The organism is Streptomyces sp. HM190, assembly GCF_009857135.1.
Taxonomy (GTDB): domain Bacteria; phylum Actinomycetota; class Actinomycetes; order Streptomycetales; family Streptomycetaceae; genus Streptomyces; species Streptomyces heilongjiangensis.
Genome location: NZ_CP047318.1, coordinates 6,594,722 through 6,609,767, shown reverse-complemented (window position 1 = coordinate 6,609,767; position 15,046 = coordinate 6,594,722). Strand labels below are relative to the sequence as shown.

The window sequence follows — 15,046 nt, the reverse complement described above, 5'->3', positions numbered from 1 at the left end:
GCGTCACGCGGAGCGCGCGAGCGTGATCGTGACCGGTGACGAGCCCTCCGGGCGCCGGCGCGCGGGACGCGCGCACAGCCCGCCCGGCGGTCCTGACACCGTTGCCGTCGAGTCCGTGGCGGCTCCCGATGGCCCGCGGCCGGATGAGGATCACATGCCCGCACCGGAGTACCCGTCGGCACTTCCGCCCAGTTCCCAGTGCCACAGCACGTCACAGAGCCGCTTGTGTCCCTGGGACAGATGCCGGCGGTACGTGCTGTACGGCAGCCCGAGCCGTGCCGCGGCCGCTTCCTGGGTGGTGGCCGTCCGGCGCAGGTAGGTGGCGGCGAGGGCCCGGTGCTGCCTGCTCGCCCTGGCATCCCTCTGCACCTCGTCCACGGCGCTCACCAGCGTGTGGCGCAGGGACTCCACCGGGTCCTGCCGTGTCGTCCAGCCGAACCGGGTGCACAGGCGGCTGGAGAAGAGGGCGCTGCCCCGCAGGGCATCGGGGCGGTGCAGGTCCCGCAACGCCTGCCGTACGGCCGCGTCGAACTCCGTTCTGCTCAGGGGCTTGCGCGGCGCCCCCGCGGGCTCCGGCGCGGCGGGGGCTTCGGCGAGCGCCCCCGGCTGCGTCCGGTCGAACCACACTTCCAGGGGCGTCACCCGCCAGTCACACGCGAAGGTGGTGAAGGTACGACCGTGCTCCCACGGCGTACGGAACATCTCCTCGTGACCGAGGTGGTCCATCAGCGGTCCCCACAGTTCCGCGTCCGGCGTGGTGATGAACGACCAGGCGAGGTCACGGGAACGGATCCAGTCGCTGCAGATGCGCAGTTGCATCAGGTGCCCGACGCTCGATATCTGCCCGTAGGCTCCCGGGTGGATCATGAATCGGCTGATCCGCACGTGCTGGCCGGCCAGCAGCGGGCCCTGCTGCGCGACACCGGCCCAGGCCTGGGCGACGACCGGGTCGAGGCTGCCTCCCACCTCGGGGTCGGTCAGCCGCAACCACAGCATGAAAGCGACGAGTTCGCCCGTCTGGGCGCTGCGGTACATGCGGAACGCGCCGGGCTGCTCCTGCAGCCAGAAGCGGACGATGTCCGCCGAGTGAGGGCCTTCCGTCTCCAGGGTCATCCGGACCGCCTGCTCATGGTCGCGCGGGCGCAGAACGTCCTCGTAGACGTCTCCCTCCCGGTCGATCTTCTTGAAGTACGGTTCCATGGGCCCGTACCGCTTGAGGTAGGTCAGCGCGCGGATCGCGGTCATCGCCTCCGTCTCCGCGGCCGTCCTGGCCCGCTGGAGCAGGTGGTGACCGGTACGAACGTGCATCCGTTCGTAGCTGTCGGGGTCCCGCCAGCGGAAGTCCTGGTCCAGGACCTCGCTGACCAGCTCGTGCAGGAACAGGCCCTGGCGCCCGTACTCGGCGAACGGCAGCGCCCGGAGCCAGGCGAACATCTCGACGGCCCGGTCCTCCCCGATCACCGCTGCCAGCAGGGCCTCGGTCGTGCTGAGCGCGTGGGCGGCGGTCTCCAGGGCGAGCCGGTGGTCGCGGGAGGGCAGCTCTCCCACGAGCGCGGAGAGCAGCCTGGCGATCATGTCGGGCCCGGGGGTCCACCGCGCGCCGGCCGCGGTGCCGGTCTGCGTCACCGAGGCGGCCAGGCTCAGCGCGAGCGGGTGACCGTCCGCGAAGGCCAGGATGGCCTCGCGCCTTGCCGGAGCCACGCCCCGGCGCTCCAGCAGTGCGGCGGCCGTGGACCGGTCCAGCGACTCCAGCGGGAGCACCTCCAGAAGATCGCTCCAGGCCAGATCGCACAGCCATTCATCGCTCGGTGGACGGCGTCCCGCCACGACGACGACGGCGTCCTCGCGCAGGCCGGGTAGGAAACGGTCCCGCAGCCAGCCTTCCAGTCCCTGGCAGCGTTCGAACCCGTCGATGAGGAGTACGACGTCCGGGCCGGCGACGACGTCGGTCGTCTCGGCCAGGAAACCGGCCGGGGACGGGGTCACCCGGTGACCGTCCACCCACACGATCCGGCGGCCGGCCCGGCACGCCTCGTCCTCGAACCGGCGCAGCAGTGTCGACTTGCCCACTCCGCCCGGCCCATGGACGTAGAGGACCGGTCCCACACCCTGGGCGCCGTCGAGGGCGGCGCGGAAACGGGCCACTTCCTCGGACCGTCCCACGAACGTCTTGTTCCGCGCGGCCCGCAGGCGGTTCGCCAGGCTTCCGGAGTCAGTTGTCACGTACACATTCTAGGAACCGGGGGACCTCGTCGCTGGTGGGGTCGCGGCGCAGTGGCCGTAGGGCGGCGTGGGCGTGCCCATGGTTCCGTGCCACGTGGTCCGCCGGTTGCCGAGAGGTGGTTCTCGGCCGACGCGACCAAGGGACGGCGGGCTGAACCACCCGTCGAACGACTACCTGACCGGGACTGCCGAAACCTCACGTTCGGTCTCCACCGCTTTCCCGTCGGCTGCTTGCGCGACCGACGGGCGTGCTCCGCCCAGCAGTGTCGGCACCGCCGTCATCACCCGGGCACGGCACACGTCGGCGTGCAGGGTCCGGCGGCGTGCCGGACTCAGCTCATCGAGCACCGCGCGCCGGAGCAGTCCTGCTGGAAAGTGATAGCCCTGGCTGTCGTACGGCGAGGTCGCCTCGGACCAGGCCAGCAACCGCGCCGCGACCGCCTGGTCCGCCAGGCTGAGCGTCTCGTCGAGCGGCATGAGGCCGAGCCGGGCCACCAGCCGCATGTCAGGCCGGTCACCGGTCACGGCCGCGCGATCCACGACCTGCCGTGCGGCGGGTGACAGTTCGGCGAGCCGGGCCCTGACGACGCTCCGAACGGCCGGTGGCACGGTCCGCAGCTCACGCGACCAGGTCCCGTGGGGGTGCGGAGCCGGCCCGAGGTGCCGCAGATGCGCGAGCACCTGGTGCAGCAGGAAGGGATTGCCGCCGCTCAGTCCGTGCAGTCGGTGTGCGACGTCCCCCGGTACGGGGCCCTCCGTGGCCGCGGAAACGACGCGCCGCACCCCGGCTTCCGTCAACGGGGCGAGGGACAGGACGTCGGCACCGCGTCCCGCCAGCCCGGCCAGGAACCGTTCGGTGGCGGGGCCTGGTAAGTCCGCCACGGTGCACACCACCGCAAGCGGCGCTTCCCGCAGCGTCCGTGCGTACGTGAGGAGCAGCCCGCGTAGGTCGTCCGAAGCGAGGTGGACATCCTCCACGACGCACAGCGTGGGCCCGGTGACGTGCGCGTTCTCGGACAGCTTGCGCAACTGGGCGGCGAGCGGCTCCAGTTGCCGGTCCAGGACACGTGATCCCGGGTGGCTCTCCTCGGCGCACCAGGTACGCAGCACCTGCCAGCCGGTGTCGCACGCCTGCCGCGCCACCTCTTCGACGATCCGGGACTTGCCCACGCCGGGCTCCCCGGTCACCACGGCCCATCCGGCGCGGCCGCCTGCCGCTCCGCGCAGCAGCTCGGACAGCCGTCCCAGTTCACGTTCCCGGCCCGGCAGATCCGGCCGGATGCCGGCCGGTCGCCGCACGGGCCCGCTCTGTACGGCGGCTGCGACGCGAGGGGGTGGCGGGCGCAGTGCCCCGATGTCGTGGCGCAGCACGGCCAGTTGGGTGTCGCGCAGCCCAGGGCCGGGTTCCACGCCGAGGTCACGGGCCAGGAGGAGCCGCACCTCCTCGTAGCGGCGGAGCGCCTCCGCGGGCCGGCCCGCCAGATACAGAGCTCGCATGAGCACGGTCCAGGACGCCTCGCGCAGGGGATCGCGTTCGACGAGCCGTTCCGCACTGGTGATCGCCTCGACGATCCGGCTTTCCCGGAGCAGCAGGGAGGTGCGCAACTCCTCGGCCGACAACTTCACGTCGTGGAGCCGTCCGCTCTCGCCCGTGACGAAGGGGTGGTCGCGTGCGTCGGCGAGCGGTGTCCCCCGCCACATGGCCAGGGCGCGCTCGGTCTCCCGCAGAGCCTCGTCGACGCGGCCTGCGTCCGCCAGTACCTGCGCTTGCCGCACGGACCGTTCGAAGCGCACCGAGTCCAGCAGTTCGGAGCGGAAGGACAGGGCGTAGCCGGTGGGGGTGGAGCGGAGCACCTGTGGCTCCCTGTGCCGCCCACGACCGGGTTCCAGGACGGTGCGCAGTCTGCTGATGTGCGCGTGGACGGAAGAGCGGGCGCCGGGGGGAGGAGAGCCGTTCCACAGGTCGTCACAGAGCCGTTCCACTCCGACGGTGTGTCCGTTCTCCAGCAGGAGACGCAGAAGCAGGGCGCGCCGCTTGGGCGGCCCGAGGCGCAGTACCTCGCCGTCGCGCCGTACTTCCAATGGGCCCAGCACACGAAAATCCACAGTGGCACCTCTCTCGCATCGGTGCCAGCCTCACCCTTTCACCTGTTCATTCGGCAGTCCGGACATCGCTCATCACCTGCCCGGTTCTGCTCACTTTCCCTCCTGTCCCGCTCATCCCGCGGCCGGCGAACCGGCAAGAGGAAGACAGGGATCCGCCAAGTCGTCCTCCGCACGCTGGCCCTGCCACCGACGAAGGACGCGGTGGACGTCAGTGGGGAGACACCATGGGAGCCACCAGCGTCATCGGGCGGGCCGGGACGGCCGGTCAGGGCACTTCCGCCTGCGGAACGGGTGAACCGCCGCACGAGCGGCACCGGGTGCGTGACGACGCCGGCGACACGGACGGCGAACGCTTCGTCCGCCTGATCTACGACAAGCACGGGAGTGCGCTCGTACGCTTCGCCGCACGTCTGCTGGACGGAGACCGGACCCGGGCTGAGGACGTCCTCCAGGAGGCCGTGATCCGCGCCTGGCGGCACATCGGCCTGCTGGGGCAGCAGGAGGAGGACGGAGTTCGGCCGTGGCTGTTCACCGTCGTGCGCAACCTGGTGATCGATGACCACCGGGCGCGCCTCGTCCGGCCCGTCAGCACCTGCACGCTCGACGACGTCGTCGTCCCCGTCGACGACGACGTCGAACGGACCCTGACGCGTCAGGTCGTCCACGACGCCCTCGACGACCTGACACCTCGGCAACGGCAGATCCTGCACCACATGTTCTTCCAGGACCGCAGCGTCGCGGAAACGGCGGAGGTGCTCGGAATCGCCCAGGGGACGGTCAAGTCCCGTACGTACTCGGCGGTGCGCGCCCTGAAAATCGCCCTGCACACCCGCGGCGTCCGACGCTGAACCGCGCTGAATCGCACTGAACCGCACCGAGCCACCGACAGGCGGATCGCATCCTCGCGGTGGCCTCGCGCACCCGTCGGCAGCGGAGCCGACGCGGCTTGGCCACCGCCCTCGACGCGTCGGCCCGCCCACGACGGGTGCGCGGGCGGGCCGACGGCTCAGCGGACCCGGTGGTGTGAGCCCCCTGGTGCCGGGTGGTACCCACACCCCGCATTCAGGGGGCGATGCGCCGGACGGCCTGTCACCAGCCGGTGTTGACCGGTACGTGCATGTCCCTCAGGAATCGCTCCGCGGCGTCGTCGAACATGGAGATGTAGGCGTGGTCACGGTCGTTGGGTCCGCCGTCGGAGGAGACGACGCCGACCTGGGTCCCCTGCCACATCATGGCGCCGCCCGAGTCGCCTTCGCGCAGTATCCCGTTCTTCAGCGAGCCGTAGACCCGGTAGGCGGGACCACCGACCAGGTCGGTGCCGTAGTCGACGATCCTGACCCGCGCTTCCTTCAAGTACGGCGAGCCGGTGCAGGTCAGGCACGTCCTCCCCCAGCCCTGGACCGTGCCGTACTGGCCGAGAGCGGGCTCTATGGTGGTGGTGACGTTGATGTGACGGACGTTGGGGTCATCGCTCAGATCGCTCTTGAGGCTGGCGACGGCCAGGTCCCGGTGCTTGTTGACGTTGCCGATCCTGATGCGCGTACCCTCCCCCTTCGCGGTGTGGCCGACCACGACGTAGTAGTTGTCGTACGGCACACCCGGCGTGAAGCAGTGAGCGGCCGTGAGAACCTTGATCGGGCCGACGACGCTGCCGCTGCAACGGTAGGCGGCCCCGCCGGGCGTCGCCTCCCACACCTGGGCCATCCCGGTGCCCCACCCGGCAGCGATGATCACTCCGCCCTCGACAGCCTGGGCCGACGGGGCTGCCAGACCGAAAGCGGCGCCCAGGGTCAGCAGCGCGGCTGTCGCGGCGCGGGCCAGGCGGGTGGTGCGCACGTTCTTCACGATGTGATTCTCCGAACTCTCGTATGCGTGGTTGTCGGGCAGGGCACCTGTTCGGGGCCCTGCCGCGCACCGCCCTCGGGGCTCCGGACGGTGCGCTTCGTTCCCTGCAACGGCCACATACGCGGATCGGTTCGGTGCCGGGACCACCGGATCACGATGACTTCGCGTCGACGCGGGACGCCGCCCGACCCGGGCAGTCGTCACGGGCCTGACACCCCGTCATCGACAGGTCAGGCATCGACAGATCAGGCGCCCTTGCCCGCAGGCCCAAGGATCGCCAAGGTCCTTCAACAACACGTCAGCCACCAGTTCCTCGACCACGGCCGTACCGTGCTCTGCCATGGCCTCGGCCAGCTCACGGTCCCAGGGTGCCTCGGTGATGCGCCCCGGCTGAGGGCCGCGCGGGTGGCGGGCGACCGCGGCACGGTAGTCCGCTGCCGTCATCCGCCAGGGCCGCGCGGGCGTCTTGTCCAGGACGTACGCGGCGATGCGGATGCCTTCGCCGTCGAAGTCGCCGTGGTAGCGAAGATCCGCGCCGTGGTCCGCGAGCATGCGCAGGAGCTGGATCGCGGCGCTGTTGGGCCAGCCGGACGTACAGACGAGCGGCGGGCAGCAGGACCCGAAGCGGCGCAGGGCCAGTGCCAGGACGCTGGGGTTCTCCACGACGTGGACGACGCGTGCACGGGCCCCGGAAAGGATGAACTCGCCCGGGTGCCGGACGTGGCCGAGGGTCAGACTGGCGGCCTGACCCGCCTCCGCGCACGCCGTGGCCACCCGCGCGAGCACGCCGTCACCGGCCGGGCGCAGTCCGCCGACGAGAACGGTGGCGGACAGCTCGTCGTCGGCGACTCCCGCGCGGGTCCACAGGGCGCGCCGCTGCGCGGCGGACTGCGGAGGGACGGTGTCGTACAGGGTCGCCAGGGCGCGCAGGACGAGCGCGGACAGGGGTGTGCCGTCGTCGAGTGCGTGCGCCTGGCCGCCCAGGACCCGGGCGGCGAACACGGGAAGGGGTTCTGCCCGGCCGGGCAGTTCGGCGAGCACCCTGAGCGCGTCGGTGAGCAGCGTACGGGTGTGTTCCGCCGAGCCGGCGACCACGCCGGATGCCCGGCACGAGGCCGCCCAGTCGGAGAGCACCGGCTGGGCCCTCACCGTCTCGTGCTCGGCCAGCCAGGTCCACAGCCGGGTCCGCTCGTCCTGCCGGCGGCGCCGTTCGCCGGCTCTGTCGCCGAGCGGGCCGACGAGCTCGGTGACGACTTCTCGTACGGTGCGGCCGGACAGTTCGGTGACGGCCTCCTCCAGGCGGGCCAGGGGGACGCAGGGGTGTGCGTCCGGCAGGCGGTCGAGGCCGAGGAGGTCGGCGAGCGCCTCGCGCTGGAGGTCGTCGAGCGGTCCGGGGCGCACCCGTGTGACGGGGCGGCCGGAGGAGAGGCGGCTGTGGAGCGTGTCCCAGAGGGGGCGCAGTTCCGGGCGGCGCAGGGTGGCGTCGCCCGGGGCCGGTTCCGTGGGGATCGTCGCGTCGGTGCCGGTCATCCCGTTTCCAGGTCGCTGCCGTTCCAGACGAAGCGGGCGCTGGTGACCGCGTCGTCGTCCCCGCCGGTGAGGAGTTGGTGGACGGCGATGCCGGGCAGTTCGCCGTAGGTGCACCATTCGTGGTCGGAGGTGACCATGAGGTCCAGGTCGAGGGCGGTGAGCAGCGCGAAGACCTGTCCGCGGTTGACCGTGTCGACTCCGACGAAGACCTCGTCCAGCAGGATCGGCCGGGGTGCCAGGGGCACGGCCTCGTAGTGTGCGGCGACGGCGGCGAAGAGGGGCAGGTGCAGTGCGATGGCCTTCTCCCCGCCGGAGAGCGCGCCGTGCAGTTTCTTGGTCAGCGGCTGCCAGCCGGTCCCGTTCGCCCGGTCGAGGCGGACGGTGAAGCGGTGCCAGGCGGTGTAGTCGAGCACCTCGCCGAGCTGTTCCTCCCAGCTCGCGGCCGTCTCACTGCCCTTGGCCTCCTCGATGCGGGCGCGGAAGAAGACGTGCAGGGCTTCCCGGTCGCTCTCGGTGACCCGGCCGGGGTCCTTGAGCAGCAGCTGACGGGCGGTGCGGGTGCTGTCCGGAAGGTCCGGGCGGACGTCCCAGACGAGTTGGACGGCGACGTTGGAGGCGGTGCGGACCCGCTCCAGGTGACGGTTCATGCGGTCGACGAGTTCACCGGCCTGGCGGATGCGGGCCGCGAGGTGACGGCGGATGTCGCCCGTGAGGATCTGGTCGAACAGGCGCCGCTCGGCGGCCGTGATGTCGTCCCGGCTGCGGTCCCGCTCCTGGATGAGCGTGCTGAGCAGGCCCGCCGCCCCCACCCGTACGCCGTCCAGGGTGGCGGTGAAGAGCTGGATGTCGTCGTCCGGTTCCAGGTCCAGGTCGGCACGGGTGCCGAGGCACTGGCGGGCCTCGTGGACCGCTTCGGACAGTCGGGTCGCGGCGTCGCCCAGGTTGCGTGGGGCGTGCGGGAGGTCCGGCCACGTCGCCGCCGTGGCGCGGGCGGCCTCCAGGGTGACCTTGGTGCCGTCCCCGGCGTCGAGTGCCGGTGTGCTGCCGGCGTCCTCGGCCAGCCCGGCCAGGCACAGGTGCCGGAACCGGTGCGCCGCCGCGTCGCGGGCCGTGACGGCCTGTTCCCGTCGTTCGGCGTCCTGGCCGCTGGTGGCCCGCAGTTCTCCGACCTGTCCTTCCAGACGCAGCAGGAGGTCGGCGGCCCGGCCGGCCTCCTCACGGCAGCGGCGCAGCTCGGCGCGCGCCTCGGCGACGCGTGCGACGATCTGCCGGTAGTCCGCGCCGACGGTGGCTTCCACTGCCTCCAGGCGCGCTCTCAGCCCCGTTGCCTCCGCTTCGGCGGCGGCGGCGTCCCCGGCGCGTTCCTCGGCGGTCGCCCGCGATCGGTCCGCCTGGGCGGCCCGCCGGCGGGCCCGGTCGGCGGCGGCGGTCGCGGCGAGCCGGGCGTCCACCCAGCTGTCGGCGGTGTCCCGGAACCTGTCGACGGCGTCGGAGAGCGTACGCAACCGGGCGCGGTCGGTGGGCAGTCCGTGTTCGGCGGCCCGGCGGTCGAGGGCGCGCAGGGCTCCCGCCACTTGCCTCTCGCACCGCGCCAGACGTCCGGCGACGTCACGTACGGCGTCGTCCCGAGCCGCAACGGTGTCCTCCGCGCGGTCCCGGTCGCGCCGCCGGGCGTCGAGTTCGAGGTGGTCGGGGCGGGCGGAGCGGTCGGCGTCCAGCCGGGCGCGGCGGGCGGCGAGGCCGCGCAGCCGGTCGTCCAGTGCGGCGAGGGAGGCGTTGGTCTCGCCGACGCGGTCGGTCAGTTCGCCGATCCTGCGCTGCCGGGCGCGCTGGCGTGCCGGGGCGCCGATGTGGGCGGGTTCCGGCTTGCTCCAGGTCCCGGTGGCGAGCGCGAGACGCCAGGCGCCGTCGGCGGAGACGGCCGCGGGGTGCCCGCCCGGCAGAGTGGGTCCGTAGGCGATGCCGGCGAGGATGCGCGTCACGGTGTCGGCCGGGACGGGGAGGTCCTCCTCGGGCCTCAGCACCTCCAGCAGGCTGGGCCCCGGGGCGGTCGCGGCCAGGGCGGCCTCGGCGCGGGTGTCGTGACCCGGCAGCGTTATTCCGTCGTAGGGGCTGACCCAGGCGTCCAGGAGCCCCGACGCCTCCAGTGCGGCCTCCACCGCGGACTGGACGGGCAGCGGGACGCCTTCGCGGAAGGCGACCACGCGCCACAGGGGTGCTCCCGCCGTCGCCGTACGGACGGCTGTGCGGGTGGGCGGGGGCACGGGCGGCAGGTCGGTCTCACCGATCAGCCGTCGTAGCTTCTCCTCCAGTCGGCTCCGCTCCTCCCGCAGGCCCTGGCGTGCGGCCCGGGTGGTGGCCTCCGCCTCGGCGATCTCCTGTTCCAGCGGGCGCGCGGCGGCTTCGGTCAGGGCCGTCACCTCGGCCTGTGACGCTGCTGCGGCGGCGAGTGCGTCGAGGTCGGTGACGCGCAGTTCCGTGCAGTGCTCGGCCCAGGCGAGGAGGCGTTGCGCCTGTGCGGCGAGGGCGTCGTCCCAGGCGGCGGTCGCCTCGTCCCGCCGGGCGATCGCCTCGGCGAGGCGGGTGCGGGCCTGGTCCAGCAGTTCCTCGGCTGCGCCTCGGTCGCGTACGGCGCGGTCATGTTCGTCGATCGCCTCGGTGACGAGCGTGACCTGCTGCCGTCGGGCGGTGTCCGCGCCGCGCAGCAGCCGACGGGCTTGTCGCGCGCCGTCCTCGCCCGTCGTGCGCGGGTGGCCGCCGTGGTCGTGTCCCGTGCCGTGGGGGAGGGCCACCGCGGGATGCGCCGCGTCGAGGACCGTCCTCACCTCGTGGTGGATGGACTCCAACCCCGCTGCCCGAGCCGCCCTGTGTGCTTCCCCGGCGGCTTCGCGCGCGTGCTCGGCCAGTGCGCGGGCGTGGTCCGCAGCCTCCTCGGCGTGCCGCTGGTCCTCCTCCGACCGGACCTGAGCGGCCTGAGCGGCGGATCGCTGCCTCCCGGCGGCGGCTGCCACGTCTTCGGTGCGGCGGCGGAGCCGGTCGAGTTCCTCGCCCTGCCGGTACGCGTCGCTCTCGCGCAGGCCCTCGACGGTCTCCTCCAGGGCATGCGCGCGCAGCTCCTGTTCCTCGCGCCGGGCCTGGGCCGACTCGCGTTCCGCCAGCGCCTGTTCGAGTTTCTCGGCGCTCCGGCGGGCGACACGGGTGAGGTTGTCCATCTCGGTGGTGGCCGAGATGAGCGCGGCGGAACTCGCGCGCAGGACCCGCCGCGCGTAGGCGCGCTGCCGGGCCGCGACGGTCTCGGCGGCCGTCACCTCGTCGTCGAGCCGTTTGAGGTGTTCGCGCTGCCGGTCGAGCCGTTCGAAGCCCTCGGCGAGTTCGGCGATCTCCCCCTCGCCCAGCGGGGGCAGGGCACGGGACAGCAGGGTGGAGAGCAGGGACGGGTCGAGCCGCTCGGACAGTTTGGGCTGACGCAGCTGGAGCAGCGCCGACAGCAGCGACTCGTAACGCTGCTCCCCCATCCCCGCGAAGAGTTCACGCCGTACGGCCGTGCGGTAGTCGGTGGCCGAGGCATGGACGTCGCCGCGGTCGCGCAGGGCTTCGGCGAGGGCGGCCCGGGTCAGTGGCTGTCCCGCGTCGTTGACGAGGAGCACACCGCCGGGGCGGGCGATCCTGGAGCCGGTGGTGAAGTAGTCGGCGTGCACGGCGCTGGTGTGCACGCTCGCCTGCAGGCGCGCCCCGCAGCCGAACCACCGCTCGGTGCCGTCGTCGCCGACGCGGCGGAACTCCATCCACACGTATCCGACGCGGGTCTTGCCGGAGGCGCCCTCGCCCAGCAGGTTCCAGTGCATGGTGCGTTCCGAACCGCCGAACGTGGACAGGCGGTTCGGGCGGAGGCTGGCGTCGAAGAGGAACGGCAGCAGCAGTTCCAGGGCCTTGGACTTGCCGGAGCCGTTCTGCCCGCGCAGCAGCAGGCGTCCCTGGTGGAAGGTGAACGTCTCGTCGTGGTAGCGCCAGACGTTGAGGATGCCGGCGCGGTGGGGCCGCCAGCGGCTGCCGGTGGCGTCCGCCGCTCGGGCGGCCCCTGCCACGGCCGGTCCGGTGGGCTCCGGCCGCCGGGGGGAGGGAAGCTCGGTCACGCTCACTGCTGGTCTCCTTCTGCGGCGACGCCCTCGGCAGCCGTGCCGCCTGCTTCCCGGGGGGCGGCGTGCCCATCCGGTCCGGGCTTGTCGTCCCGGTCCTGGCTAGTCGTCTGTGTCAGGCGGTAGCGGTATGCGGCCGGGCACGCGACGACACGGCTCCCGGTCCGGCGGGCCAGGCCGACGTCACGCAGGACGCGTACGGCGTCGTCGGACAGCCGGGCCGCGCCGTCCTCGGACTGGTACGCCCTGGCCCACCGCGGGAAGCGCCGCAGCAGGTCCGCTCCGGCCTCGGCGAGCTGCTCGGGCAGCAGCCCCGCGGGCGCGGCACACAGCGGATCCAGGAGGAGCAGCGCGGCGACCCGGGCGGTGGACGTGTCGTCGGGGAAGCGGACGTCGGTGGCGAGCCCGTCCGGGTCCACGAGCAGGAAGCCCTCGGCTCGTTCCTCCAGCAGGAAACCGGCCTGCTCGACCGAGCGGCGCAGGATCTGGCGTCCGGTCAGGGAGGTGACGTAGGCCAGCTCGTCGTCGGTGAGGTCCGTCCGGTACAGCACGGGGTCGTCGAGGAGGCGGCGCAGCACCGAGTGGCGCAGCCTCAGGTTGCGTTGCGCGTCCGTGGCGGCCCGCTCGCCGTGCGCCTCGTCCTCCGTGCCGTCGGCGACCGCGCCGCCGTAGCGGCGCTCGCGCACCAGACCGGTGAGGAGTTCCCCGAACCGCGCGGGCACCTCGTCCGGGGGCACGGCGAGCCGGGAGGCGCCGACGGGTGCGGCGGGCAGCCGCATCAGCAGCGTGGTGTCCACCCGGTAGAGGACCTTCGCCTCCACGGACTCGACGTACGCCTCGGTGGTCCCGTCGACCGCGCGCAGCACGTCGTACGACTCCAGCAGTTTCAGGACGTCGACGAACGCCGTCCGCTCCGGCCTGTGCACCGGGTCGAACGCGGCCAGCGCCCGGTCGGCCGCCGTGGCCTGCACGACACGGTCGGCGAGCATGCCGATGGTCGTCATCGGCATGGACAGCAGCTCGGCGGCGGTCACGCACAGCAGCACGTAACGCCGGCGGTCGAACGGGGCCCGGCCGGAACGGGCCCTGCGGGCCGGGCGGGTGCCGTCCGGGTCGGCGCGGACCTTGGTGAGGCGGGCGTAGCCGCGGCGCGGTTCCACCACCAGGCTCCAGCCGCAGGTGTAGTCGAACCACCGGGCCAGCGGCTCGCGACGGCGGCGTACCAGTTCGAAGCCGGCCGGGTCGGTGGCCTCGGTCAGCAGGGGCCGGGCCAGCAGGAGACGGATGGCGCGGGCGACCTGCTCCCGTTCCGCGGCGGCGAGTTGGTTGGCGAGGGTGCTCATCCGGCTGCCTCCCGCCGCGCGGCGCCCGGCCGGGGGAGGGGGTTCGCTCCGCCCGCCGCGGTGATGAGGACGACGTAGTCCGGTCCGGCGAGTGTGCCCTTCGTCGTGCGCAGTACGGCGGTGCGCTCGTCGGGAGGCGGGGACAGCGCGATCTCCACCCGGCCGTCCCCCGTCGTGGCGCGGCGTGAGCCGGTCGTGTCCGGCCGGGCGGCCAGGGCCCGGCCCACCAGGTCGAGCAGCCGCTCGAAGACGGCGGGATCCAGGGTGCCGAAGGAGGACAGGCGCACGGGGCCGTCCGTCCGCAACGCCTGCCAGGCACGCGCGAGTTCCGCCCGCTCCGCGCGGGCCCGCTCCGCACGCTCGGCCCTGACGGCCGTGACGTCCCGCACCCTGGCCGTGCGGGTGAAGCGCTCCGTCCGTCCGCTGGTCCGCAGCAGCGCCGACACCTCCACGGGCGGGGCCTCGGACCAGGAACGGGACGACGGGATCAACTCCGGGTCCGGGTGGGCGAGGTGGGCGTGGCGCGCCGGGCCGAGTCCGAAGGCGGCCGACCACAGCCGGTGCAGGTCCTCCTCCGCCGGGGCGGCGGCGAACCAGCGCGCCAGCTCCCGGAAGTCCTGTACGGCGCTGGAGGAGCGGCGCCGTGACTCGTTGATCCGTTCCAGGACCTGCAGCAGCGAGACGATGGCGCGCCGGGCGATGTCGTGCAGCTGCTCGATCCGGGGCCGTGCCCCGTCGTCCGGCAGGAACCAGGCCCGCAGGCCCGCCCAGCGCGCCCGCCTGCTCTCCAGCCAGCCGGCCGCGGGGTCCTCACCGGCGACCGGGGGGAGTTCGGCCCCGCGCAGGGCGCGCTCGCGCAGCATGGCGGTCCCCCGCTCCTCCACCCGGGCAACGGCGGCGGCGACCGCCTGTCCGCGCCGGTCGAGGTTGACCAGGAACTCCTGCAGATAGGCGACGGTGGCGGCCTTGACCTCGCGGAAGACCTCCAGGTCCGCGCCCTCGGCGCGCAGGAGGCGCTGCAGTTCGCCGTTGAACGCCTTGGTGTTCTCCACCAGGGCTTCCAGATGTGCCTCCAGCTCGCGCAGCGTGCTGAAGATCCGCCGGTCGGCGGAGGCGGGTTCGCTGGACAGCAGGCACAGGTCGTCCAGGCGGTCGGCGATGGCCTCCAGCACGGCCGTCTGCAACGCCCCCGTGGAGGCCAGCACCTCCAGCGCGTGCCGCACTCCGGCGAGAGCCGCCTCACCCCGGCGGGTCAGCGAGTACTGGAGGTTGCGCCGCTCGTACTCCTCGGCCGTGCGGTAGTTCTCGGCGTGGTTGTGCACGACGTCGAGGAGGTCCCACTTCACGAGCCGGCCGAGCGCGTCGTGCAGTTCCGCGTCGTCGACGTCCGCCACCCAGCCCACCTGGCGCAGTCGCTCGCGCACCGCGTCGGCCCCCAGCGTGGTTTCGAGATGCTCGCCGGCCACGCCGAAGGCGTCCAGCACCGCCCCGTACAGGTCGGCCTTCTCTCCGGTCGTGAACCGGAACATCTCCGGTGGCACCCTGCGCACGCTCGTCGTCCCTCCCCACCGCCCTGGCGGCATCGGTGATCTCCACCGTAGAGGGCGGCACCGACATCACGGGCCGTGTCCCGGAAGAGGGGTGTGCGCCCCGGTCTGCCGGGGAATGGGCGGTGACCGGCCTCCCGCGGGGGCGGGCGGTGGTCTGGCGTGACCGTGGACGCCGGTTCCGCCCGATGGTGAGGCCCTTCGTGCACATCGCGCCCCTCAGCCCCGACGGCCCTCGCGAGCTGGGCGGTTACGAACTGCCCGGCCGGATCGGGCAGGGCGGGATGGGCCAGGTGAATGGCAGGACTACCTCGGC

At 73.1% G+C, this 15,046-nt stretch carries 8 protein-coding genes; 1 reads left to right on the top strand and 7 read right to left on the bottom strand.

Annotation, left to right across the window (positions count from 1 at the left end):
* Window positions 1-150 precede the first annotated feature (150 nt).
* Together GSY65_RS28275 and GSY65_RS28270 are read right to left on the bottom strand one after the other, a co-directional pair.
* Window positions 151-2,223, bottom strand: coding sequence for an AAA family ATPase (locus GSY65_RS28275; RefSeq protein ID WP_159773928.1), 2,073 nt, complete (start codon window positions 2,221-2,223; stop codon window positions 151-153).
* Between the two features lie 171 nt (window positions 2,224-2,394).
* On the bottom strand, window positions 2,395-4,317 hold the full coding sequence (locus GSY65_RS28270; RefSeq protein WP_159773926.1) for a BTAD domain-containing putative transcriptional regulator: 1,923 nt from the start codon (window positions 4,315-4,317) through the stop codon (window positions 2,395-2,397).
* Between the two features lie 236 nt (window positions 4,318-4,553).
* Between GSY65_RS28270 and GSY65_RS28265 the strand changes: the two genes are divergently transcribed.
* Window positions 4,554-5,177, top strand: coding sequence for a sigma-70 family RNA polymerase sigma factor (locus tag GSY65_RS28265; RefSeq protein WP_159773924.1), 624 nt, complete (start codon window positions 4,554-4,556; stop codon window positions 5,175-5,177).
* Window positions 5,178-5,418: 241 nt separating this feature from the next.
* On the opposite strand, the gene GSY65_RS28260 is transcribed toward GSY65_RS28265, so the two are convergent.
* The 5 genes from GSY65_RS28260 to GSY65_RS28240 all read right to left on the bottom strand — a co-directional run bounded on the left by GSY65_RS28260 (window position 5,419) and on the right by GSY65_RS28240 (window position 14,733).
* Window positions 5,419-6,174: a trypsin-like serine protease gene (locus GSY65_RS28260; protein ID WP_159773922.1), complete on the bottom strand. Its 756-nt coding sequence runs from the start codon at window positions 6,172-6,174 to the stop codon at window positions 5,419-5,421.
* 219 nt (window positions 6,175-6,393) lie between these two features.
* Window positions 6,394-7,704, bottom strand: a complete 1,311-nt coding sequence (locus GSY65_RS28255) for a TIGR02679 family protein (protein WP_159773920.1) — start codon at window positions 7,702-7,704, stop codon at window positions 6,394-6,396.
* The gene (locus GSY65_RS28250) at window positions 7,701-11,843 is read right to left on the bottom strand and encodes a TIGR02680 family protein (protein WP_159773918.1); all 4,143 of its coding nucleotides are present in this window, start codon (window positions 11,841-11,843) and stop codon (window positions 7,701-7,703) included. Before GSY65_RS28250 ends, GSY65_RS28255 begins: the two co-directional genes overlap by 4 nt.
* Window positions 11,840-13,183, bottom strand: a complete 1,344-nt coding sequence (locus GSY65_RS28245) for a TIGR02678 family protein (RefSeq protein WP_159773916.1) — start codon at window positions 13,181-13,183, stop codon at window positions 11,840-11,842. Before GSY65_RS28245 ends, GSY65_RS28250 begins: the two co-directional genes overlap by 4 nt.
* Entirely contained in the window at window positions 13,180-14,733 is a 1,554-nt protein-coding gene (locus GSY65_RS28240) for a TIGR02677 family protein (RefSeq protein WP_159773914.1), read from the bottom strand. Before GSY65_RS28240 ends, GSY65_RS28245 begins: the two co-directional genes overlap by 4 nt.
* Window positions 14,734-15,046 lie beyond the last annotated feature (313 nt).

Excerpts from the sequence above, each read along its gene's own strand:
- GSY65_RS28265 (WP_159773924.1), top strand. The coding sequence starts at position 4,554 with ATGGGAGCCACCAGCGTCATCGGGCGGGCCGGGACGGCCGGTCAGGGC.
- GSY65_RS28255 (WP_159773920.1), bottom strand. The coding sequence starts at position 7,704 with ATGACCGGCACCGACGCGACGATCCCCACGGAACCGGCCCCGGGCGAC.
- GSY65_RS28245 (WP_159773916.1), bottom strand. The coding sequence starts at position 13,183 with ATGAGCACCCTCGCCAACCAACTCGCCGCCGCGGAACGGGAGCAGGTC.